This is a genomic window from Bacillus safensis (assembly GCF_039619585.1).
GTDB lineage: Bacteria > Bacillota > Bacilli > Bacillales > Bacillaceae > Bacillus > Bacillus safensis.
Window position 1 is genome coordinate 14,214 of the sequence record NZ_CP154909.1, and the last position, 21,681, is coordinate 35,894.

At 43.3% G+C, this 21,681-nt stretch carries 20 protein-coding genes, 3 tRNA genes, 3 rRNA genes, 1 other RNA gene and 1 pseudogene; 24 read left to right on the top strand and 4 right to left on the bottom strand.

Annotated elements, in window-relative coordinates; genetic code table 11:
* Window positions 1-424: 424 nt before the first annotated feature.
* A pseudogene (locus tag AAYR28_RS19020) lies at window positions 425-760 on the top strand (methyl-accepting chemotaxis protein); the annotation flags it as partial.
* Window positions 761-1,085: 325 nt separating this feature from the next.
* Window positions 1,086-1,178, top strand: a tRNA-Ser gene (locus AAYR28_RS00070).
* 89 nt (window positions 1,179-1,267) lie between these two features.
* On the opposite strand, the gene AAYR28_RS00075 is transcribed toward AAYR28_RS00070, so the two are convergent.
* From AAYR28_RS00075 to AAYR28_RS00090, 4 genes are all read right to left on the bottom strand, one after another.
* On the bottom strand, window positions 1,268-1,927 hold the full coding sequence (locus AAYR28_RS00075) for a deoxynucleoside kinase (RefSeq protein ID WP_003218104.1): 660 nt from the start codon (window positions 1,925-1,927) through the stop codon (window positions 1,268-1,270).
* Window positions 1,924-2,547 carry a deoxynucleoside kinase gene (locus tag AAYR28_RS00080; RefSeq protein WP_024425759.1) on the bottom strand — a complete coding sequence of 208 codons (624 nt, stop codon included), beginning with the start codon at window positions 2,545-2,547 and terminating at the stop codon, window positions 1,924-1,926. The genes AAYR28_RS00075 and AAYR28_RS00080 overlap by 4 nt, the downstream gene beginning before the upstream one ends.
* Before the next feature lie 85 nt (window positions 2,548-2,632).
* Window positions 2,633-3,880, bottom strand: a complete 1,248-nt coding sequence (locus AAYR28_RS00085) for a glycoside hydrolase family 18 protein (protein ID WP_229137482.1) — start codon at window positions 3,878-3,880, stop codon at window positions 2,633-2,635.
* 99 nt (window positions 3,881-3,979) lie between these two features.
* On the bottom strand, window positions 3,980-4,534 hold the full coding sequence (locus tag AAYR28_RS00090) for an isochorismatase family cysteine hydrolase (RefSeq protein ID WP_034622873.1): 555 nt from the start codon (window positions 4,532-4,534) through the stop codon (window positions 3,980-3,982).
* A gap of 79 nt (window positions 4,535-4,613) precedes the next feature.
* Here AAYR28_RS00090 and tadA point away from each other — a divergent pair, with 79 nt between their 5' ends.
* From tadA to yabA, 22 genes are all read left to right on the top strand, one after another.
* The gene (gene tadA, locus AAYR28_RS00095; RefSeq protein ID WP_024426741.1) at window positions 4,614-5,090 is read left to right on the top strand and encodes a tRNA adenosine(34) deaminase TadA; all 477 of its coding nucleotides are present in this window, start codon (window positions 4,614-4,616) and stop codon (window positions 5,088-5,090) included.
* Window positions 5,091-5,166: 76 nt separating this feature from the next.
* Window positions 5,167-5,431, top strand: an RNA gene (gene ffs / locus AAYR28_RS00100) — signal recognition particle sRNA large type.
* Between the two features lie 331 nt (window positions 5,432-5,762).
* Window positions 5,763-7,475: a DNA polymerase III subunit gamma/tau gene (gene dnaX, locus AAYR28_RS00105; RefSeq protein ID WP_025092703.1), complete on the top strand. Its 1,713-nt coding sequence runs from the start codon at window positions 5,763-5,765 to the stop codon at window positions 7,473-7,475.
* Window positions 7,476-7,501: 26 nt separating this feature from the next.
* Window positions 7,502-7,825 (top strand): YbaB/EbfC family nucleoid-associated protein, encoded by a 324-nt coding sequence (locus tag AAYR28_RS00110; protein ID WP_008342011.1) that lies wholly within the window; start codon window positions 7,502-7,504, stop codon window positions 7,823-7,825.
* 15 nt (window positions 7,826-7,840) lie between these two features.
* Window positions 7,841-8,437, top strand: a complete 597-nt coding sequence (recR, locus tag AAYR28_RS00115; protein WP_003218094.1) for a recombination protein RecR — start codon at window positions 7,841-7,843, stop codon at window positions 8,435-8,437.
* An 18-nt stretch (window positions 8,438-8,455) separates the two neighbouring features.
* On the top strand, window positions 8,456-8,680 hold the full coding sequence (locus AAYR28_RS00120; protein ID WP_024425764.1) for a YaaL family protein: 225 nt from the start codon (window positions 8,456-8,458) through the stop codon (window positions 8,678-8,680).
* 66 nt (window positions 8,681-8,746) lie between these two features.
* A complete protein-coding gene (locus AAYR28_RS00125; protein ID WP_024425765.1) occupies window positions 8,747-9,010 on the top strand; it encodes a pro-sigmaK processing inhibitor BofA family protein in 264 nt (87 codons plus the stop codon).
* 274 nt (window positions 9,011-9,284) lie between these two features.
* A 16S ribosomal RNA gene (locus AAYR28_RS00130) occupies window positions 9,285-10,833 on the top strand.
* Window positions 10,834-10,928: 95 nt separating this feature from the next.
* Window positions 10,929-11,005, top strand: a tRNA-Ile gene (locus AAYR28_RS00135).
* A gap of 14 nt (window positions 11,006-11,019) precedes the next feature.
* Window positions 11,020-11,095, top strand: a tRNA-Ala gene (locus tag AAYR28_RS00140).
* A 98-nt stretch (window positions 11,096-11,193) separates the two neighbouring features.
* Window positions 11,194-14,124, top strand: a 23S ribosomal RNA gene (locus tag AAYR28_RS00145).
* A gap of 61 nt (window positions 14,125-14,185) precedes the next feature.
* A 5S ribosomal RNA gene (rrf, locus tag AAYR28_RS00150) occupies window positions 14,186-14,301 on the top strand.
* The 16S, 23S and 5S rRNA genes sit together here with 2 tRNA genes alongside, the layout of an rRNA operon.
* 171 nt (window positions 14,302-14,472) lie before the next feature.
* Entirely contained in the window at window positions 14,473-14,664 is a 192-nt protein-coding gene (locus AAYR28_RS00155) for a sigma factor G inhibitor Gin (RefSeq protein ID WP_024425620.1), read from the top strand.
* A 128-nt stretch (window positions 14,665-14,792) separates the two neighbouring features.
* Window positions 14,793-15,407, top strand: a complete 615-nt coding sequence (locus AAYR28_RS00160; protein WP_120206891.1) for a 5-bromo-4-chloroindolyl phosphate hydrolysis family protein — start codon at window positions 14,793-14,795, stop codon at window positions 15,405-15,407.
* Window positions 15,408-15,425: 18 nt separating this feature from the next.
* The gene (locus tag AAYR28_RS00165; protein WP_345808908.1) at window positions 15,426-16,490 is read left to right on the top strand and encodes a toxic anion resistance protein; all 1,065 of its coding nucleotides are present in this window, start codon (window positions 15,426-15,428) and stop codon (window positions 16,488-16,490) included.
* A 77-nt stretch (window positions 16,491-16,567) separates the two neighbouring features.
* Window positions 16,568-17,983 (top strand): aminotransferase class I/II-fold pyridoxal phosphate-dependent enzyme, encoded by a 1,416-nt coding sequence (locus tag AAYR28_RS00170; RefSeq protein WP_101676971.1) that lies wholly within the window; start codon window positions 16,568-16,570, stop codon window positions 17,981-17,983.
* Window positions 17,980-18,618 (top strand): dTMP kinase, encoded by a 639-nt coding sequence (gene tmk / locus AAYR28_RS00175; protein WP_034284135.1) that lies wholly within the window; start codon window positions 17,980-17,982, stop codon window positions 18,616-18,618. Before AAYR28_RS00170 ends, tmk begins: the two co-directional genes overlap by 4 nt.
* 79 nt (window positions 18,619-18,697) lie before the next feature.
* Window positions 18,698-19,027, top strand: a complete 330-nt coding sequence (locus AAYR28_RS00180) for a cyclic-di-AMP receptor (RefSeq protein ID WP_024425625.1) — start codon at window positions 18,698-18,700, stop codon at window positions 19,025-19,027.
* 12 nt (window positions 19,028-19,039) lie between these two features.
* Window positions 19,040-19,480, top strand: coding sequence for a YaaR family protein (locus tag AAYR28_RS00185; RefSeq protein ID WP_024425626.1), 441 nt, complete (start codon window positions 19,040-19,042; stop codon window positions 19,478-19,480).
* 11 nt (window positions 19,481-19,491) lie between these two features.
* A complete protein-coding gene (gene holB, locus AAYR28_RS00190) occupies window positions 19,492-20,481 on the top strand; it encodes a DNA polymerase III subunit delta' (RefSeq protein ID WP_120206887.1) in 990 nt (329 codons plus the stop codon).
* A 2-nt stretch (window positions 20,482-20,483) separates the two neighbouring features.
* Entirely contained in the window at window positions 20,484-21,311 is an 828-nt protein-coding gene (locus tag AAYR28_RS00195) for a PSP1 domain-containing protein (RefSeq protein ID WP_024425628.1), read from the top strand.
* 14 nt (window positions 21,312-21,325) lie between these two features.
* Window positions 21,326-21,679 (top strand): DNA replication initiation control protein YabA, encoded by a 354-nt coding sequence (gene yabA / locus AAYR28_RS00200; RefSeq protein ID WP_024425629.1) that lies wholly within the window; start codon window positions 21,326-21,328, stop codon window positions 21,677-21,679.
* Window positions 21,680-21,681: the final 2 nt, after the last annotated feature.

The following is a 21,681-nucleotide window of genomic DNA, read 5'->3' on the forward strand; positions in this document are numbered from 1 at the left end:
CGGCATCACAGATACAGAGAAGATACTTTGTTATTACCCGTCTAACACAATAGATTTTGGTATGAAAGTTGGAGACCCATTGAACCCAGAAGACCAAAATGTGGCGACGACATTAAGAGGACAAGAATATGACGGTCATTTACCAGAGCATTTATATGGTTATGAAATTGCTGTAAAAGGTTACCCGATTTTTGATGAAGATAGAAAAGTAATCGGCTCTTTTTTAGTGGCATTTTCACATCATCGCGAAAAGAAATTAAGCGGTTATATGGAGCAAATCAATAAAGTAGCGAAAGAACTCCAAGGTGGAATTGAGCAAATTGCTGCACATTCACAAGAACTGGCTGCCACAAGTTTAGAAATAAGCGAACAGGCAGGAAGAGCGGAAGAGAAATCTGCGAATATTGAAGAAGTCGTCAAAACCATTGGCGGAATTGCTAGACAAACAAATCTGCTTGGTTTAAATGCTGCAATTGAAGCCGCAAGAGCAGGTGAGAACGGAAAAGGGTTTGCTGTCGTTGCTGATGAAGTTCGCAAATTATCAGATGGCTCGAAGGAAGCGGCTGAAACCATTAATACATTTTTAAAAGAAATCCAAGACAGCATTGGCACTTTGTCTGAAAACATCTCTCAAATCAGCAGTTCAACAAATGAACAAGCCAAACAAGTGACAGACTTTACGAAGATTATCGAGTCATTAAATGACTTTAAAGTAGAGATGAATCAGTTTATTGAAGAAATTAGACAGGATACGAAATAGATCAAGAGCAGCCGTCAATGGCTGCTTCAGCGTGTAGACAAACCCTCGCATTCGTTGTCAGGTCTGCGCTTCGGTGCTCACGAATGTCAAATTCGCTCCGCTCCGGTGCTCGCCCTTCCTAGACTGCAAAGGTTTTCTATCACGCTGAAAAGAAGACAAAGGGCTAAAATCAAAATCATTTTAACCCTTTGTCAACAATCTGGAGCAGCCATCAATGGCTGCTTTTTTATAGGCAAATATCATGCCGAAATCACATATTGAAATTTTTTTCGAAAAGATGTTGACTTCAAATAAAATGATATGGTATATTAATTCTTGTCGATACGGAGGAATACCCAAGTCCGGCTGAAGGGATCGGTCTTGAAAACCGACAGGGGTGTCAAAGCCCGCGGGGGTTCGAATCCCTCTTCCTCCGCCATATTGATTTTTTACCTTAGTTGAATTGAACACAAGCATAAAAATTGGAAATTGTCAAACCGCTGCATTTCGCGAATGCAGCGGTTTTTTTTATTTTGTTTTAGAGCGATTTTTTTGAATAACAGAAGCTATTTCATGAAGAATGGGATCAAGTGAGCTTTCATCATGAAGTAAGTCGTAATCTTCAATATTAATTTTAATCACTGGGCATAAATCAAATTGTTCGATCCATTCCGTGTATCGAGTGTACATTTCTTCCCAATAAGCCCGGTCAGTTTGAGTTTCCATCTCTCTGCCGCGTTCCTCAATACGATGTAAAATATGATCTAAATCCCCGTGTAGATAGATGAGGACATCAGGGTGAGGGAAGTAAGGTGTCATCACCATCGCCTCAAATAGGCTTGTATACGTTTCATAATCAACCTCAGACATCGTACCTTTGTCCGCATGCATTTTTGCAAAAATGCCAGTATCCTCATAAATGGAACGATCTTGTACATATCCTCCGCCAGATTCAAAAATCCGCTTTTGCTCCTTAAAACGCTCAGCTAGGAAATAGACCTGTAAGTGGAAGCTCCATCTTTGGAAATCTGAATAAAAAGGCTCTAAATATGGGTTATCATCTACTTTTTCAAGAGAGGTTTGAAACCCTAGCTTGTCCGCTATTGTTTTGGTCATAGTTGATTTGCCGACACCAACAGTCCCGGCAATTGTGATGACTGCGTCCTTTGGTATTTCGATATTGTTCATAGCACTTGCTCCTTTATGTTCTGTACAATTTGCTGGTAATCTTGCTGTGAGGAAACGAAGTCTGTATGATCTCCTTCAATTGTAATGATAGGAAGCCCTGGCTCAGTCTGTTTTAAATGTTCAATAGCCAGCTCGTAATCTTCAATGAGTGTTTTTAAATAAGCTGGGTCAATGTCTTCTTCAAAAGAGCGTCCTCTCATCTGTATTCTTTCAAGTAAGGTGGGAAGGCTGGCTTTTATATAGATCATGGCATTTGGTTTAGGAAGATCATCTGTTAGCAGGTGATAGATCTTTCTGTATTTATCCATGTGCTTTTTTGATAATGTTCTTTCTGCAAATATCATATTTTTATAGACGTGATAATCAGTGACAACCGGCTGCTGTTTATTCACATAGTTTTCTTCAATTGATTCTAACTGTTTGAACCGATTGCATAAAAAGAACATCTCAAGCTGAAAGCTCCATTGTTCCATATCTTCATAAAATTTATCTAAGAATGGATTTTCTTCTACAATCTCTTTTACTAAAGGAAATTGAAATTCCTTCGCAAGCATTGTAGCCAAAGTTGTTTTTCCGGCTCCAATCGGGCCTTCCACTGCAATAAAAGGGGCAGGATACATAGGCGTTCTCCTCTATCTATAAAGTTAAAGTTGTCAAACCAATGTATATTGTACCATACCCCTTCTAATAGATAGAGTGAATGGATTACGATGTCGTTCTTTTTTCAATATTAAATTGATCTGATAATAAGAGCCAATTTTGTGGGAAAGATAGACCTAATTTCCAATAAGCAATGCCGTTCAAATTTAGCTCTTTGATGAGGTTGAACTTTGCTTGAATTGATCTAGCGTCTTCGAACCAGACCTCATGCTCTTTGTTGTTGGCATCTGTATAACGAAAATGGGGTGCTTGTGCTGTTTCGTCGTATAAGATAGAGACATTGTGCTCTCTAGCAAGTGCAATTGCTTGTTGAGGACTGACGGCTTTGGCTATGGGGCCGCCCTGGACGAAAGGAAGTGTCCAATCATAGCCGTATAAATTCTGCCCCATTACAATTTTATTGGCAGGTATGACAGTTAGTGCATATTCAATGACTTGGCGGACAGGTCCAATTGGAGAGACAGCTTGTGGAGGGCCGCCGCTGTACCCCCATTCATAGGTCATCAACACAACGTGATCGACGATTTTACCGATCGCTTCATAGTCATGGGCTTCATACCATTTGCCCTTTTGCTGACTACTTGTTTTTGGTGCAAGTGCAACAGATATTGTCCATCCTTCTTGATGGAAACGGGCTGTTGCTTCTCTTAAAAATTGAATATAAGCATCTTTATCAGCAGGGCGTAAATATTCAAAATCAAAATGGATTTCCTTGAATTGATACTTTTTGGCAACACGAACAATTTCATTTAAAAATGCCGTTTTGACAGATTGGTTAGTTAAAAGAATACGCCCAAGTTCATCACTGAATTTTTCATTCTCTAGATTTGTCACCACCATGGTTAATACAGTTCTGTTCTGAGCGGCAATCTGGGGTAGTTGGTCTAACGGTGGTTCTCGCAGTGTCCCATCTCTTTGTGCTTGAAAACTAAAGACGTCTAAATGGGTTAAGTATGGGGAGGCCTCTCTAGCTGCCTGCTTTAAGTTTTCACTGACTTGATTTCCCCGTGGTTCAATATAAGCATTGGAATTAATGTTCCTTTTCGGTCTTTGTGGAATATAGAGCAAGAAACGAATAGGCAATATCGCTTCAGGCCGAATTCTGTTCACGCGTGCCAATTCTTCCACTGAGATTTGAAACCGTCTACCAATTTGATATAGTGTGTCATTTTGTTTGACCTCATAAAATTGACCTCTAATTGGAATGACAATTGTTTGTCCAATGACGAGTTGATTTGGTGTTTCGATTTCGTTAGTACGGATGATTTCATTGACTGTCGTTTTAAAACGCATAGCAATGTCGTTTAAAGTATCTCCTCTTTTGACAACATAAATTTGAATAGTCAACGCCCCCTTTGTTATTGCTAACAATTTATGAGGGTTATAGCTAAATCATGTTTGATTTTCATTCGTGATTTCCTTAGCGGTAGTGATTTTGGCTAGAAGAACGTTCTCCATCATCGTTAAAGCGTAGTCGTTATCTCTGTCGTCGTTTGAAGCGATACAATCTTTAGGTACAATTAGATTGTATTCTCGCATGTATGCGTCATTTGCAGTGAACAAAACGCAAATGTTTCCGGCAATCCCGGTTAGAATAATGTCCTCAACACCTAATTCACTTAAGAGTGTCTCTAGTGCAGTACCGTAGAAGGCAGAATGCTTAGGTTTAATTAAGAAGTAATTATCTTTAGATGGTGTCATTTTCTCTAAAATAGGAGCGCTTCTTTCGTTTTTGCATGTTTCCATAACAGCTTGGATATCAGCCTTCCAAAGTCCGTAGTGATCGTTGATATAAATGATTGGCCAATTTTCCTTGAAAGCATGTTGTTTAAGAGCTAAAATTTTATTGGTCATTTGCTCTGTTTTTTCTGCAAGCACATGTCCCATTTCAAAATCAAAATCATTAATCATGTCGATAATAAGCAGCGCCTTTTTTTGCTTTGACAAAATAAGACCCCCTTTAAAAGATTGTGATAATATGTTAACCTCAATTTCCTTTTAAAAAACATGAAAAGAGAGCCGTGCCATGACGAAAGATGAAAAGTTTATGCAAGAAGCCATTTCTGAAGCCTTAAAAGCAGAACAAATAGGGGAAGTGCCGATTGGTGCGATCATTGTTGTTGATGATCAAATCGTGAGCCGGGCTCATAATTTAAGGGAAAGTGAGCAGCGTTCGATTGCACATGCAGAATTACTTGCTATTGATGAAGCATGTAAAGCGACAGGGAGCTGGCGTTTAGAAGATGCTGTGCTTTACGTTACGCTTGAGCCATGCCCAATGTGTGCGGGTGCTATTGTTCTCTCTAGAGTGAAAAAGGTCGTTTTTGGTGCATACGATCCAAAAGGTGGATGCGCAGGTACTTTAATGAATTTACTGGATGATGAACGGTTCAATCATCAGTCTGAAGTCATCGGTGGTGTACTTGAAAATCAGTGTGGTGAGCTGTTAAGTCAGTTCTTCAGAAATCTCCGTCAGCGAAAGAAACAAGCCAAAAGTAAATGAATGGATGTCGTTTGCAATTTGAGCTATAAGAAGGTATACTTATGTCTGCGTCACTAACAATTTAATATTCATTTTGCCGTGCTAAGCGGGGAGGTAGCGGTGCCCTGTACTCGCAATCCGCTCTAGCGAGGCCGAATCCCTTCTCGAGGTTCGTTTACTTCAAGGTCTGCCTTAAATAAGTGGTGTTGACGTCTGGGTCCTGCGCAATGGGAATTCATGAACCATGTCAGGTCCGGAAGGAAGCAGCATTAAGTGAAACCTCTCATGTGCCGCAGGGTTGCCTGGGCCGAGCTAACTGTTTAAGTAACGCTTGGGGTAGCGAATCGACAGAAGGTGCACGGTAAATCAATATTAAATGTAACTCATCTAGTTTAACTAGGTGAGTTTTTTGTTGCTGTTCCAAGAATAGCTTAACTGCTTTGGTTATACAAATAGATAAAAAGTCTTTTTGGAGCCATTTGTTTTTTTTCACTAATCGCAAAAAGAACTGGTGTTCTGTTTGGAGTTTCAGGTCTTTTTACAAAGCTAGAAAATACGTTTTTAATACATGGAAAGTAGAAAATCTCTAGTTGAAATCATCTTTTTGGCATATTAGAAAATAAAGGTGTGCTTTTGAATTGATCGGTGCATCATGTATAATGAAAAGGATGATAAATGGAGGAGGGCGTATTTGTGAGTTATCAAGCTTTATATCGAGTGTTCAGACCTCAAGTTTTTGAGGATGTTGTTGGACAAGAACACATCACAAAAACGTTGCAAAATGCCCTTTTGCAGAAAAAGTTTTCTCATGCTTACTTATTTTCAGGTCCTAGAGGAACAGGTAAAACAAGTGCTGCCAAAATCTTTGCTAAGGCAGTGAACTGTGAAAAGTCACCTGTTAGCGAGCCGTGTAATGAATGTGATGCCTGTAAAGGGATTACAAACGGTTCAATTTCAGACGTGATTGAAATAGATGCTGCCTCGAATAACGGGGTAGATGAAATCCGGGATATACGTGATAAAGTGAAATTTGCTCCTTCGGCGGTTACATATAAGGTTTATATTATAGATGAAGTACATATGCTCTCTATCGGTGCATTTAATGCTCTCCTTAAAACGCTGGAAGAACCGCCTGCTCATTGTATCTTTATTTTGGCTACCACAGAGCCTCATAAGATTCCTCTTACCATCATATCTCGTTGTCAGCGATTTGATTTTAAACGAATCACGACTAAAGATATTGTTGGAAGAATGGAGAAAATTGTAGATGCAGAAGGCCTTGACGTACAGGAGGGTTCGCTCGAGATTATTGCTAGTGCAGCTGATGGCGGTATGCGTGATGCACTAAGTCTCTTGGATCAAGCGATCTCATTTAGTGGTGAACAATTGACAATTGATGATGCGCTGCTCATTACAGGTGCTGTATCTCAGCATTTCATTAGTCAGCTTGCTGAAGCAATTTTTGATCAAAATATTGCCACAGCGTTAGATACATTAAATGAATTGCTCCAGCAGGGGAAAGATGCTGCTAAATTAATAGAGGATATGATTTTTTACTTTAGAGATATGCTGCTTTATAAAACGGCACCAGATCTCGAGGGGGTCCTTGAAAAGGTAAAGGTCGACGAAAGTTTCGTGGCGCTGTCAGATCGTGTGACACCTCAGTTTCTGTATGAAACCATTGAAGTCCTGAATAAAAGCCACCAAGAAATGAAATGGACAAATCATCCAAGGATTTTCTTTGAGGTAGCTGTTGTAAAGCTGTGTCAGTCAACAGCAGGATTGACACAAGGCCATGCTGAAGCTGATTTAACGGCGCTAACAGATAAAATAAACAGGCTGGAACAGGAACTATCGAGGCTAAGAGCCGAAGGTGTACCAATGTCTCCATCTCATAGCCCTCAAGAAAAAAAGGAAGCGTCTCGACCACAAACGAGTAACAAAAATGGCTATCGTGCTCCTGTCGGCCGAATTCATGAGATTCTAAAAGAAGCGAAACGGCCTGAGTTAGAAAAAATTAAAGGCAAATGGGGAGAGCTCCTTGCCCAGTTAAAACAGCAGAATAAGGTGTCTCACGCTGCGTTATTAACGGACAGTGAGCCAGTTGCGGCTGCTTCGCATGCCTTTGTTTTAAAATTCAAATTTGAAATACATTGTAAAATGGTTGCTGAAGATAAAAGCGGAGTTCGGACCAATCTTGAACAACTGCTAGAGTCTATGTTAGGAAAAAGAGTGGAATTAGTTGGCGTTCCTGACGCTCAATGGGGTAAAATAAGAGAAGAATTTTTAAGAGATCATCAGCCGGATGAACAAGCAGATGGTCAGGGGACTTCTACTGAAGAGGATCCATTGATTGCGGAAGCAAAAAAATTAGTAGGAACTGATTTAATTGAAATTAAAGATTAATAAAAATGAAAGAGAGTGGTGTTCATATGCGCGGTGGAATGGGAAATATGCAAAAAATGATGAAACAAATGCAAAAAATGCAAAAGGATATGGCGAAGGCTCAAGAAGAGCTAGCAGAAAAAGTTCTTGAAGGTACAGCTGGTGGCGGTATGGTCACTGTCAAAGTAAATGGACAAAAAGAAGTCGTTGATGTAGCAATTAATGAAGAAGTTGTTGATCCAGAAGATATCGATATGCTTCAAGATCTTGTACTTGCTGCGACAAACGATGCATTGAAAAAAGTCGATGAGCTAACGAATGAAACGATGGGTCAATTCACAAAAGGAATGAACATGCCAGGTTTATTCTAGGAGGAATAACTGAAGATGCAATATCCTGAACCAATATCAAAGCTGATTGACAGCTTTATGAAATTGCCAGGAATCGGACCGAAAACTGCGGTCCGTCTGGCTTTTTTTGTTCTTAGTATGCAGGAAGATGTCGTACTAGATTTTGCGAAGGCGCTTGTAAATGCAAAGCGTAATTTAACTTATTGTTCGGTATGCGGTCATATCACAGACCAAGATCCTTGCTATATTTGTGAAGATACAAGAAGAGATCAATCTGTTATCTGTGTAGTGCAGGATCCAAAAGATGTAATCGCAATGGAAAAAATGAAAGAATACAACGGCTTATATCATGTGCTTCATGGTGCCATTTCGCCAATGGACGGAATTGGCCCAGAGGATATTAAAATTCCTGACCTATTAAAAAGATTGCAAGACGATCAAGTGACAGAGGTGATCCTTGCAACCAATCCAAACATTGAAGGAGAAGCAACAGCCATGTATATCTCCAGATTGTTAAAACCATCAGGAATTAAACTCTCTCGCATTGCTCACGGACTTCCAGTAGGCGGGGATTTAGAGTATGCGGATGAAGTTACACTGTCTAAGGCTCTAGAAGGCAGACGTGAGATGTAGGAAGGAGAAGTACGGTACATGGGTTTTCTTCGCAGAAAATCAATTCGAAAAGAATTCGATGAGAAATTAATTCAACAGCTTTTTAAGCAAAAGGAAGAATGGAACAGACAAAAAAAGCTTGTCGCAAATAGCGTTGAGCCTTCACCGGACATTCTATTCGAATTAAAGCTTGCTCAAGCGAAGTACTTTTTCTATCTGAGAGAAGCGAAAAAGAGGAATTTACGTTTAAACAACTGGAAATAGCAGGTCTATTATACATAGTCCTCTCATATGCTTGTACTATTCATATGAAGAGGAGATGAGAGGATTATGGAACCTGTTATTGTGATCGGGTCAATTTTGCTAGCTGTGCTATTGTTGTTTATGTCAGGTGTGCAGGCGAATCCATTCAAATGGTTAGGGCTTATCGGAGTGAAGTTTATAGCAGGCGCTCTTTTTTTATTTTGCCTCAACCTATTTGGCGAGAGTCTAGGATTACATGTCTCTATTAACCCTGTAACGAGTGGAATTAGTGGTTTATTGGGTATTCCGGGCGTAGCAGCTTTAATCGTTATTGAAAAGTTTATTATTTAATGAAAAATATTGTTGACTTTGATTGGATAGGGTGGTAAATTAATATACGTCGCTGATGACGAAGAAACGAAAAAACATAATAACAAAAAAGTTGTTGACACTAACAACTTGGATGTGATAAGATGTTCTAGTCGCTTCTGAAGCGGTAAACAAGTTCTTTGAAAACTAAACAAGACAAAACGTACCTGTTAATTCGAGTTTTTATAAAAAAATCCTATGATACTTCATAGGTAGTCAGTCAAACTGGCGAAAAGCAAAACTTCGGTTTTGTACTTTTTCGGAGAGTTTGATCCTGGCTCAGGACGAACGCTGGCGGCGTGCCTAATACATGCAAGTCGAGCGGACAGAAGGGAGCTTGCTCCCGGATGTTAGCGGCGGACGGGTGAGTAACACGTGGGTAACCTGCCTGTAAGACTGGGATAACTCCGGGAAACCGGAGCTAATACCGGATAGTTCCTTGAACCGCATGGTTCAAGGATGAAAGACGGTTTCGGCTGTCACTTACAGATGGACCCGCGGCGCATTAGCTAGTTGGTGGGGTAATGGCTCACCAAGGCGACGATGCGTAGCCGACCTGAGAGGGTGATCGGCCACACTGGGACTGAGACACGGCCCAGACTCCTACGGGAGGCAGCAGTAGGGAATCTTCCGCAATGGACGAAAGTCTGACGGAGCAACGCCGCGTGAGTGATGAAGGTTTTCGGATCGTAAAGCTCTGTTGTTAGGGAAGAACAAGTGCGAGAGTAACTGCTCGCACCTTGACGGTACCTAACCAGAAAGCCACGGCTAACTACGTGCCAGCAGCCGCGGTAATACGTAGGTGGCAAGCGTTGTCCGGAATTATTGGGCGTAAAGGGCTCGCAGGCGGTTTCTTAAGTCTGATGTGAAAGCCCCCGGCTCAACCGGGGAGGGTCATTGGAAACTGGGAAACTTGAGTGCAGAAGAGGAGAGTGGAATTCCACGTGTAGCGGTGAAATGCGTAGAGATGTGGAGGAACACCAGTGGCGAAGGCGACTCTCTGGTCTGTAACTGACGCTGAGGAGCGAAAGCGTGGGGAGCGAACAGGATTAGATACCCTGGTAGTCCACGCCGTAAACGATGAGTGCTAAGTGTTAGGGGGTTTCCGCCCCTTAGTGCTGCAGCTAACGCATTAAGCACTCCGCCTGGGGAGTACGGTCGCAAGACTGAAACTCAAAGGAATTGACGGGGGCCCGCACAAGCGGTGGAGCATGTGGTTTAATTCGAAGCAACGCGAAGAACCTTACCAGGTCTTGACATCCTCTGACAACCCTAGAGATAGGGCTTTCCCTTCGGGGACAGAGTGACAGGTGGTGCATGGTTGTCGTCAGCTCGTGTCGTGAGATGTTGGGTTAAGTCCCGCAACGAGCGCAACCCTTGATCTTAGTTGCCAGCATTCAGTTGGGCACTCTAAGGTGACTGCCGGTGACAAACCGGAGGAAGGTGGGGATGACGTCAAATCATCATGCCCCTTATGACCTGGGCTACACACGTGCTACAATGGACAGAACAAAGGGCTGCAAGACCGCAAGGTTTAGCCAATCCCATAAATCTGTTCTCAGTTCGGATCGCAGTCTGCAACTCGACTGCGTGAAGCTGGAATCGCTAGTAATCGCGGATCAGCATGCCGCGGTGAATACGTTCCCGGGCCTTGTACACACCGCCCGTCACACCACGAGAGTTTGCAACACCCGAAGTCGGTGAGGTAACCTTTATGGAGCCAGCCGCCGAAGGTGGGGCAGATGATTGGGGTGAAGTCGTAACAAGGTAGCCGTATCGGAAGGTGCGGCTGGATCACCTCCTTTCTAAGGATATATGGAGCAGCGTACGTTTTCGTCTTGTTTAGTTTTGAAGGAACTTGCAAAAGATCCTACAACATCATATCTTCGATATGAAAGATGGGCCTGTAGCTCAGCTGGTTAGAGCGCACGCCTGATAAGCGTGAGGTCGGTGGTTCGAGTCCACTCAGGCCCACCATCTTCTATTAAATCGGGGCCTTAGCTCAGCTGGGAGAGCGCCTGCCTTGCACGCAGGAGGTCAGCGGTTCGATCCCGCTAGGCTCCACCAACGTGTTCTTTGAAAACTAGATAACAATAAGTAATACATTCACATTGAATGCAATGCAAAGTTCATCACACATAGTGATTCTTTCTAAAGTAAGAAATGGTTAAGTTAGAAAGGGCGCACGGTGGATGCCTTGGCACTAGGAGCCGATGAAGGACGGGACGAACACCGATATGCTTCGGGGAGCTGTAAGCAAGCTTTGATCCGGAGATTTCCGAATGGGGAAACCCACTGCTCGTAATGGAGTAGTATCCATACTTGAATACATAGAGTATGAGAAGGCATACCCGGGGAACTGAAACATCTAAGTACCCGGAGGAAGAGAAAGCAAATGCGATTCCCTGAGTAGCGGCGAGCGAAACGGGAACAGCCCAAACCAAGAGGCTTGCCTCTTGGGGTTGTAGGACACTCTATACGGAGTTACAAAGGAACGATATAAGCGAAGAGGTCTGGAAAGGCCCGCCAAAGAAGGTAACAGCCCTGTAACTGAAATGTTGTTCTCTCCAGAGTGGATCCTGAGTACGGCGGAACACGTGAAATTCCGTCGGAATCCGGGAGGACCATCTCCCAAGGCTAAATACTCCCTAGTGACCGATAGTGAACCAGTACCGTGAGGGAAAGGTGAAAAGCACCCCGGAAGGGGAGTGAAATAGATCCTGAAACCGTGTGCCTACAAGTAGTCAGAGCCCGTTAACGGGTGATGGCGTGCCTTTTGTAGAATGAACCGGCGAGTTACGATCCCGTGCAAGGTTAAGCAGAAGATGCGGAGCCGCAGCGAAAGCGAGTCTGAATAGGGCGCATGAGTACGTGGTCGTAGACCCGAAACCAGGTGATCTACCCATGTCCAGGGTGAAGTTCAGGTAACACTGAATGGAGGCCCGAACCCACGCACGTTGAAAAGTGCGGGGATGAGGTGTGGGTAGGGGTGAAATGCCAATCGAACCTGGAGATAGCTGGTTCTCTCCGAAATAGCTTTAGGGCTAGCCTCAAGGTAAGAGTCTCGGAGGTAGAGCACTGATTGGACTAGGGGCCCCTACCGGGTTACCGAATTCAGTCAAACTCCGAATGCCGATGACTTATCCTTGGGAGTCAGACTGCGAGTGATAAGATCCGTAGTCGAAAGGGAAACAGCCCAGACCGCCAGCTAAGGTCCCAAAGTATACGTTAAGTGGAAAAGGATGTGGAGTTGCTTAGACAACCAGGATGTTGGCTTAGAAGCAGCCACCATTTAAAGAGTGCGTAATAGCTCACTGGTCGAGTGACTCTGCGCCGAAAATGTACCGGGGCTAAACGTATCACCGAAGCTGCGGACTGTTCTTACGAACAGTGGTAGGAGAGCGTTCTAAGGGCTGTGAAGCCAGACCGGAAGGACTGGTGGAGCGCTTAGAAGTGAGAATGCCGGTATGAGTAGCGAAAGACGGGTGAGAATCCCGTCCACCGAATGCCTAAGGTTTCCTGAGGAAGGCTCGTCCGCTCAGGGTTAGTCGGGACCTAAGCCGAGGCCGAAAGGCGTAGGCGATGGACAACAGGTTGATATTCCTGTACCACCTCCTCACCATTTGAGCAATGGGGGGACGCAGGAGGATAGGGTAAGCGCGGTATTGGATATCCGCGTCCAAGCAGTTAGGCTGGGAAATAGGCAAATCCGTTTCCCGTAAAGGCTGAGCTGTGATGGCGAGCGAAATTTAGTAGCGAAGTTCCTGATTCCACACTGCCAAGAAAAGCCTCTAGCGAGGTGAGAGGTGCCCGTACCGCAAACCGACACAGGTAGGCGAGGAGAGAATCCTAAGGTGATCGAGAGAACTCTCGTTAAGGAACTCGGCAAAATGACCCCGTAACTTCGGGAGAAGGGGTGCTTCTTAGGGTGTTAAAGCCCCGAGAAGCCGCAGTGAATAGGCCCAGGCGACTGTTTAGCAAAAACACAGGTCTCTGCGAAGCCGTAAGGCGAAGTATAGGGGCTGACGCCTGCCCGGTGCTGGAAGGTTAAGAGGAGCGCTTAGCGTAAGCGAAGGTGCGAATTGAAGCCCCAGTAAACGGCGGCCGTAACTATAACGGTCCTAAGGTAGCGAAATTCCTTGTCGGGTAAGTTCCGACCCGCACGAAAGGCGCAACGATCTGGGCACTGTCTCAACGAGAGACTCGGTGAAATTATAGTACCTGTGAAGATGCAGGTTACCCGCGACAGGACGGAAAGACCCCGTGGAGCTTTACTGCAGCCTGATATTGAATGTTGGTACAGCTTGTACAGGATAGGTAGGAGCCTTGGAAACCGGAGCGCTAGCTTCGGTGGAGGCATCGGTGGGATACTACCCTGGCTGTATTGACCTTCTAACCCGCTGCCCTTATCGGGCAGGGAGACAGTGTCAGGTGGGCAGTTTGACTGGGGCGGTCGCCTCCTAAAATGTAACGGAGGCGCCCAAAGGTTCCCTCAGAATGGTTGGAAATCATTCGCAGAGTGTAAAGGCACAAGGGAGCTTGACTGCGAGACCTACAAGTCGAGCAGGGACGAAAGTCGGGCTTAGTGATCCGGTGGTTCCGCATGGAAGGGCCATCGCTCAACGGATAAAAGCTACCCCGGGGATAACAGGCTTATCTCCCCCAAGAGTCCACATCGACGGGGAGGTTTGGCACCTCGATGTCGGCTCATCGCATCCTGGGGCTGTAGTCGGTCCCAAGGGTTGGGCTGTTCGCCCATTAAAGCGGTACGCGAGCTGGGTTCAGAACGTCGTGAGACAGTTCGGTCCCTATCCGTCGCGGGCGCAGGAAATTTGAGAGGAGCTGTCCTTAGTACGAGAGGACCGGGATGGACGCACCGCTGGTGTACCAGTTGTTCTGCCAAGGGCATCGCTGGGTAGCTATGTGCGGACGGGATAAGTGCTGAAAGCATCTAAGCATGAAGCCCCCCTCAAGATGAGATTTCCCATTCCGCAAGGAAGTAAGATCCCTGAAAGATGATCAGGTTGATAGGTCTGAGGTGGAAGCGTGGTGACACGTGGAGCTGACAGATACTAATAGATCGAGGACTTAACCTATATTCTAATGTGAAGCATGAACATTGTTATCTAGTTTTGAGAGAACATTCTCTCCATCAGGTTTGGTGGCGATAGCGAAGAGGTCACACCCGTTCCCATACCGAACACGGAAGTTAAGCTCTTCAGCGCCGATGGTAGTTGGGGGTTTCCCCCTGTGAGAGTAGGACGCCGCCAAGCTTCTATAAGGATCAGTTCCAGTCGGAACTGGTCTTTTTTGTTTTTTAAGAAAAGGAACAAACACTCGATCTGACATGGATACATATACTAAACTACCATCTAAAACATTCTTAATTTTGTATACAATTGAAAGCGCTAGGGCATACTGAAGCTATAAGTGGAGGTGTCACAATGAGCAAAAAAGAGCGAGAAGCGATTTGTTTGATTTGTGAAGAGAAAAAAACAAAGGGAATTTATTTATATCATCAGTTTTTGTGCCGAGAATGTGAGAGAAAGTTAATTTCTACATCGACCTCGGATCCTAGCTATGCCGATTATGTTAGAAAGCTAAAAAATCTTCATACACCGCCTTTGTATTCATAGACCATTAGATGGTCTTTTTTTATGATCTATGGAGGATTGGGCCTGTTTTTTGGAACTTAGTTTGGACATCATCCGTAATTAATAATAAGATAAACAGAGAGCCTGATTATTCATAGGAGTCGATGAACATGAAATCAATTTTTTATACATTTATATGGGCCATCCTCTCTACTTTTTTTTCGCTTGTGATTTTAACCGTCAGTATTGGGGTTTTCCATCATCATGTTGGACTATCGATACTGTATGCGATGATGGGGTGGGGCGTGATGTTTGCAGGGAGCAGATGGGTTGCTTTCCAGTTGTTTTTAAAGAAACACGGACTGTCTCGTAGTGATTATGTATATATCAAACAGCATTTAAAAGAAGCAGGACAAAAGCTCGTACGTTTAAAGAAGGCTTTATTTGCTGTGAAGAACGTACAGACGATCAAACATAATTATGAAATTCTCCGACTTGCACGACGAATCTATATGATTACAAAAAGAGAGCCGACCCGATTTTATGATGCACAGCGTTTTTATTTCGAAAGCTTGGATTCTGTCGTTGAACTAACTGAAAAATATGCATTATTGTATAACCAGCCTGATCGCAGTCATGAGCTGGAAATGACACTGAGCCAAACTCGGGTGACGCTGACAGAGCTGCAAAAGCAATTGACGAATGATTTGCAGCAAGTATTAGGAAAAGACATAGAAGCCCTTCATATTGAGCTTGAAGTGGCAGATAAAATGATAAAGAAATAATGAAAGGAGTCAAACGCAATGAAACCAGAAGATCACATCCCAACATCATCTGCTGCCACTACAGATCTTCAGTTTCAAGTGTTTGATACCTTATCTGATGAGGAGAAACAAGAAGCCTTGCAGCGTGCTGAGCAAATCCCTGACAATCCGCAAAAGCTGCTTTTCTATGGTACACGTGTTCAGGAACGATTATTGGAACAATCACAACAAATGATGAAATATGTTGAGAAAAAAGATATCGATCAAATAGGAGACGTGCTTGAGGACTTTTTGCACCAGCTCCATGTAGTAGAACCGGAGGACTTACTGCCAAAGAAGCAGGGCTTTTTTTCGAAGTTATTTCGGCGGGAGAAGCGTTCTACTCAGGAAATCATATCGCGTTTTCAACATGCAAAATCACAGATCGAGAGATTATCAGCAAGGCTTCGTTACGCAAAAGGCAGATTAATTTCCGATCACATGTTATTAGAGCGTTTATTTGAAGAAAATCAAACCTTTTTCCAAGAGATGACGCTGCAGGTTGCAGCAGTTGAAGCGAAAATAACAACTTTAGAGAAGCAGATCATATCAGAAACGGAGCAGACTGGTAATCGGACTATAGAGGAGCAATTGATGAGTCAGGAAGTCAATGCAGAAGAATATATGGAGAGGTTGAAAGAACGGAAATATGATTTGCTGCTAAGCCGGCAAATTGCGTTGCAATGTAATGCCCAAATTCGAATGATCCAGCATACGAATCATACATTGGCCAATCACATTCAATCAACTGTTTCTGCATCTATTCCTCTATGGATCAACCAAATGTCGATTGCGTTAACGCATATTCAGCAGCGTGCCAATTCAGCTCTTGAGAATCGAATCAAAAAAACATATGAAAAGGTATCAAAGCAGCAGGGGGAGCTTCTTGAAGAGGCAGCTTTTGCACCTATAGATACGTTGAAAAAGGTTCAACGCCAATTAGCTGAAACCTTACAGGAAACGTTACAGGTGAAAGAGCATGGAAGCCAAGAGCGAGCCCAATTGAAAAACAGCATGTATGAGGCAGAACAGCAGCTGACGAATCACCAGCCAATTAAGGAATGAGAATCCATCTTTCGGTTCCCTTGTATGAACGTTATAATAGACATAAGATATCGTTAAAGTGAAAAGGGTCGATTTGTTTGAAAACACCTTTATATACAGCATTAGCACAACATGCGGAAAAGAAACCTTATTCTTTCCACGTTCCAGGACATCACAATGGAGATGTCTTTTTTGATGAGGCACGGACTTATTATGACTCAATTCTTCAGCTGGATGTAACAGAGCTTGAAGGGTTAGATGATCTCCATCATCCAACTGGTGTGATTCAAGAGGCTGAACATTTATTGGCAAAGCTATATGGATCAGATCAAAGCTTTTTCCTTGTGAATGGGACAACTGTCGGAAATTTAGCGATGGTGATGGCAGCCTGTCGTGCGGGAGATGAGATTTTCGTCCAGCGAAATTGTCATAAGTCTGTTTACCATGCGATTGAGCTTGCAGGAGCCACGCCTATTCTGATAGAAGCTGAGATAGATCCACACCTGTATGTTCCAACACATGTGACGGATGAAACAGTCAAAAAAGCCATATCCAAACACCCTAATTGCCGGGCGATCGTTTTGACTTATCCGAACTACTACGGACATGCAGCTGATTTATCAAAGCTGATTGACATGTGCCACGAAGCAGGCATGATCGTTTTGGTTGATGAGGCACATGGTGCACATTTTGTATTAGGCGGCGCTTTTCCCCCATCTGCTCTTTCCTATGGAGCTGACGTGGTGGTACAATCAGCACATAAAACCCTTCCGGCCATGACGATGGGATCCTACCTTCATCTACAGGGGGAGCGAATGGATGCAAAACGTTTGAAAACATTCCTCACGATGCTTCAAAGCAGCTCTCCATCCTATCCAATTATGGCCTCATTAGATGTGGCAAGGGCTTATGTCGAGGAGATCAAGAAAAAAGAGATCTTGGATGGAATCATGAAAGAGCTGGCAGAGCTGAAAAATGAGTTCAATCGTATACCGCAGCTTGAAGTGATCGAGTCTGAATTGCTTTCTAACGATCCATTAAAATGTGTGATTCGATCAACAAAAGGGCTGACTGGTTATGAACTAAAACGAGTACTTGAATCAGTGGAGGTTCACCCAGAGCTTGCCGACGAACATCAGGTTTTACTTATCTTTGGTTTAGAACAGAAGAAGGATATTCCTTTTAAACAGATAGAGCAGGCCCTTAATCAAAGCGATTCATTGCTCAAGCTCAAAGGAAAAGATCATTTCCAAAGAGAGGCGCCGGCTAATGACAACGATGAGCATAGACAGGATATAGAAGCCGTCCCATTTGAACATGCAGCAGGACGGGTTAGTGCAGAATCGGTTATTCCATATCCACCGGGTATACCTTTGATCGTTAAAGGAGAGCGTATTGAAATCGATCAGATTGCGGCTTTAAGCCGTTTGCTTGGACATCAGGTTCATGTTCAAGCCAGTCAGGTGATTCATCAGAGAAAATTATATGTTTATATAGAAGAGGAGACACTATGAGCGGTATGTTTATTACGTTTGAAGGGCCAGAGGGTGCTGGAAAAACGACAGTGATTCGAAAAGTGTATGAAGAAATGGAACGCCAAGGATATGCAGTGATGGCGACACGTGAGCCTGGCGGCATTGACATTGCAGAGCAGATACGTGAAGTCATTTTAAATGAAAAAAACACCAAAATGGATGCGAAAACAGAAGCTTTGCTGTATGCAGCCGCAAGAAGGCAGCATTTGGCTGAGAAGGTAGAACCGGCATTACAGCGCGGGCAGACGGTTTTATGTGATCGTTTTGTTGATAGCTCCCTTGCTTATCAAGGCTATGCGAGAGGGCTTGGGATTGAAGAAGTAAAGTCAATTAACGACTTTGCTATCAATGGCACGATGCCGCAAATGACCATTTATTTTTCTATTACACCTGAGGAAGGGCTAAAGCGAATTGATGCCAACCAGGGAAGAGAAAAGAATCGATTAGACATGGAGACGCTGAATTTCCACCAGCTGGTCAGAGAAGGCTATGAACTGCTTATTGCACAATCGCCAGAACGATTCCGTGTAGTGGATGCGTCTCAACCGATGCAGGCTGTCTATAAAGAAGTCCTTCAATTGATTCAGGACACATTAAAGCAAAATCAAATATGACCTAATTCCCAATCGTTGTTATAATATAGAGGAAGACATCGGCATGTCATCTGTGCCTAAAATAAAGGAGGCCAATCAAATGAAATTAATTGTTGCCGTTGTACAGGACCAAGATAGCAGCAAGTTGTTGAAAATATTGACTGAACATCATTTCGGCGTGACAAAATTAGCTTCAACTGGTGGGTTTTTAAAGTCTGGGAATACGACTTTTATTATTGGTTGTGATGATGTCCGAGTGGATAAAGCATTACAGCTTATAAAAGAAAATTGCCGTAAACGTGATCAAATGATCGCGCCTGTCTCCCCAATGGGCGGAAATGCAGATTCATACGTACCATACCCTGTTGAGGTTGAAGTTGGCGGAGCTACTGTTTTTATTCTGCCAGTTGAACAATTTCATCAATTTTAAGGATGGGTTGCTGTGAAAATTAATCAAGATATGCGGCTGCGTTTAGAAAAGCGTGAACTCCAAGCGATGAAAGGAAGCCAGACATCTGCCTCCTTTAAAGCTTCGATGGAGACGCAAAGCGGCAAACTGCGCTTAGAACAGCTGACGGTCATGCTGAGTGATATCGAAGTGTTCGGAAAAAAGCTCGCAAAGTCACGAAACCTAAAGGATTTGGCTAGGTTTAAAGGTCTGGTGAAGCGCTTTGTGAAAGAGACAGTCGATAATGGATTAAATATAGAAACATCAAGGAGCTTTGACATTTATGGAAACACACGTACACTTGCTTTGGTCAAAGCCTTAGATGAAAAGCTGATTGAATTAACCGAGGAAATGATGGATCAAGAAAAACCATCTATTGATTTGCTTGAACGTATTGGAGAAATAAAAGGTTTATTGATTAACCTTTACACATAGAGAGTGATAACATGGCAATTAGCTGGGATGACATGAATGATTTGCAGCCGCGCGTCATGCGGCTGATTTTTAATAGTATTGATAAAGACCGACTTGCGCACGCCTACTTATTTGAAGGAAAAAAAGGAACCGGAAAACTGGATGCAGCGATACTTTTGGCTAAAAGCTTTTTTTGCTTGGAATCAGGAGTGAAACCATGTGAATCCTGTCAAAACTGCAAAAGGATTGCATCAGGAAACCATCCCGATTTACATCTTGTGCAGCCTGATGGCCAATCAATTAAGAAGGCGCAAGTGCAGGCACTGCAAGAGGAATTTACAAAAGCCGGTGTAGAATCTCACCGGAAAATGTATATTATTCTTCATGCGGACAAAATGACGGTCAATGCCGCGAACAGTTTATTGAAGTTCCTAGAGGAGCCTAATCGGGAAACGATGGCGGTTTTAATCACTGAGCAATCGCATAAAATGCTGGATACGATTATTTCAAGATGTCAGATGCTCAGCTTTCAGCCGCTGCAGCCGCAATCCTTGGAGCAGCAGCTTTTACAAGAAGGCGTATCTCAGCATCTCGCAAGGCTTTTGTCGAATTTAACCAATAATTTAGCAGAAGCACTCGAATTAAGTCGAAATGATCAGTTTGCAGAGTCTAGAGCGAAAGTGATAAAATTGTATGAAGTCTTACACCAGCGAAAAGAACATGCATTTTTTTATATACAGGATCAATGGATGCCTTTTTTCAAAGAGAAAGACCTTCAAGAAACAGGTCTGGATATGCTTTTATTTATATATCGTGATGTATTGTCGATTCAAATAGGAAATGAAGATAAAGTCATTTATCAAGACTTATTCCAGACAATGAAGCAGCATGCGCTGCATTCCACACAGCAGATGGTGACCAGCCAGATCCTTGCTGTATTAGAAGCGAAAAAGAGACTTCAATCCAACGTGAATGCCCAAGGGCTGATGGAGCAATTGGTGTTGATGTTGCAGGAGGGATAAGCTTGTACAACGTAATTGGTGTTCGCTTTAAAAAAGCGGGCAAAATCTATTATTTCGATCCTAATGGATTTCATATAGAAAATGATAGTTGTGTCATTGTAGAAACGGTCAGAGGGGTTGAGTACGGACAAGTGGTCATCGCCAACAAAAAAGTAGATGAACACGATGTGGTTCTCCCTCTGCGTAAAGTCATTCGTGTAGCAGACGAACGAGACCGGCTCATCGTTGAGGAAAACAAAGAAGCAGCGATGACAGCCTTTGATACATGTCTTCAGAAGGTAAGTGAACATGGGCTGGAAATGAAATTGGTCGATGTTGAATTTACATTTGACCGAAACAAGGTCATCTTCTACTTCACAGCAGATGGCAGAGTTGATTTCCGTGAGCTAGTGAAGGATCTTGCATCAATTTTCAAAACGAGAATTGAACTTCGCCAGATTGGCGTAAGAGACGAGGCAAAAATGCTTGGCGGCATTGGTCCTTGCGGGCGAATGCTTTGCTGTTCGACATTCTTAGGAGACTTTGAACCAGTGTCGATTAAGATGGCAAAGGATCAAAACCTGTCGTTAAATCCGACAAAAATTTCCGGACTATGCGGCCGTTTGATGTGCTGCTTGAAATATGAGAATGATGAGTATGAAACAGCGAAGGAACAATTACCGGATATCGGCGAAACGATTCAAACGTCTAATGGCTCTGCCAAGGTAGTAGGGCTCAATATTTTAGAACGAATTTTGCAAGTTGAATTAACCGGGCAAGAAAAAGTGATAGAATATACATGGGAAGAATTATTACAAGAAGGCGTTGTATCTGCACAAACAACTGAGTAACGAGGTGTGCCACCTTGGATAAAAAGGAACTATTTGATACGGTGATTAATTTAGAAGAACAAATCGGTTCTCTTTATCGCCAGTTAGGTGATTTGAAAAATCATATCGGTGAAGTGATTGAAGAAAATCATCAGCTGCAGATGGAGAATCAGCACTTGCGTGAACGTCTGGATCAGTCGGATCGAGACAAATCGTCTGAGGCAGAGAATGATTCTGCCCAGAAGCCAAGTCATTCTGATATAGGAGAAGGTCATGATAACCTGGCCCGGTTATATCAGGAGGGCTTCCATATTTGTAATGTACATTATGGAAGCATTCGTAAAGAGGGAGACTGTTTGTTCTGTCTGTCATTTTTAAATAAAAAATGAGA

Bases quoted from the DNA above. Each gene is read 5' to 3' on its own strand.
- AAYR28_RS00160 (WP_120206891.1), top strand. From the start codon at position 14,793: ATGAAATCAATTTTTTATACATTTATATGGGCCATCCTCTCTACTTTT.
- AAYR28_RS00085 (WP_229137482.1), bottom strand. From the start codon at position 3,880: ATGCGTTTTAAAACGACAGTCAATGAAATCATCCGTACTAACGAAATC.
- AAYR28_RS00080 (WP_024425759.1), bottom strand. From the start codon at position 2,547: ATGTATCCTGCCCCTTTTATTGCAGTGGAAGGCCCGATTGGAGCCGGA.
- AAYR28_RS00165 (WP_345808908.1), top strand. From the start codon at position 15,426: ATGAAACCAGAAGATCACATCCCAACATCATCTGCTGCCACTACAGAT.
- AAYR28_RS00155 (WP_024425620.1), top strand. From the start codon at position 14,473: ATGAGCAAAAAAGAGCGAGAAGCGATTTGTTTGATTTGTGAAGAGAAA.
- holB (WP_120206887.1), top strand. From the start codon at position 19,492: ATGGCAATTAGCTGGGATGACATGAATGATTTGCAGCCGCGCGTCATG.
- recR (WP_003218094.1), top strand. From the start codon at position 7,841: ATGCAATATCCTGAACCAATATCAAAGCTGATTGACAGCTTTATGAAA.
- AAYR28_RS00125 (WP_024425765.1), top strand. From the start codon at position 8,747: ATGGAACCTGTTATTGTGATCGGGTCAATTTTGCTAGCTGTGCTATTG.
- AAYR28_RS00110 (WP_008342011.1), top strand. From the start codon at position 7,502: ATGCGCGGTGGAATGGGAAATATGCAAAAAATGATGAAACAAATGCAA.
- AAYR28_RS00180 (WP_024425625.1), top strand. From the start codon at position 18,698: ATGAAATTAATTGTTGCCGTTGTACAGGACCAAGATAGCAGCAAGTTG.
- AAYR28_RS00075 (WP_003218104.1), bottom strand. From the start codon at position 1,927: ATGAACAATATCGAAATACCAAAGGACGCAGTCATCACAATTGCCGGG.
- AAYR28_RS00120 (WP_024425764.1), top strand. From the start codon at position 8,456: ATGGGTTTTCTTCGCAGAAAATCAATTCGAAAAGAATTCGATGAGAAA.
- tmk (WP_034284135.1), top strand. From the start codon at position 17,980: ATGAGCGGTATGTTTATTACGTTTGAAGGGCCAGAGGGTGCTGGAAAA.
- tadA (WP_024426741.1), top strand. From the start codon at position 4,614: ATGACGAAAGATGAAAAGTTTATGCAAGAAGCCATTTCTGAAGCCTTA.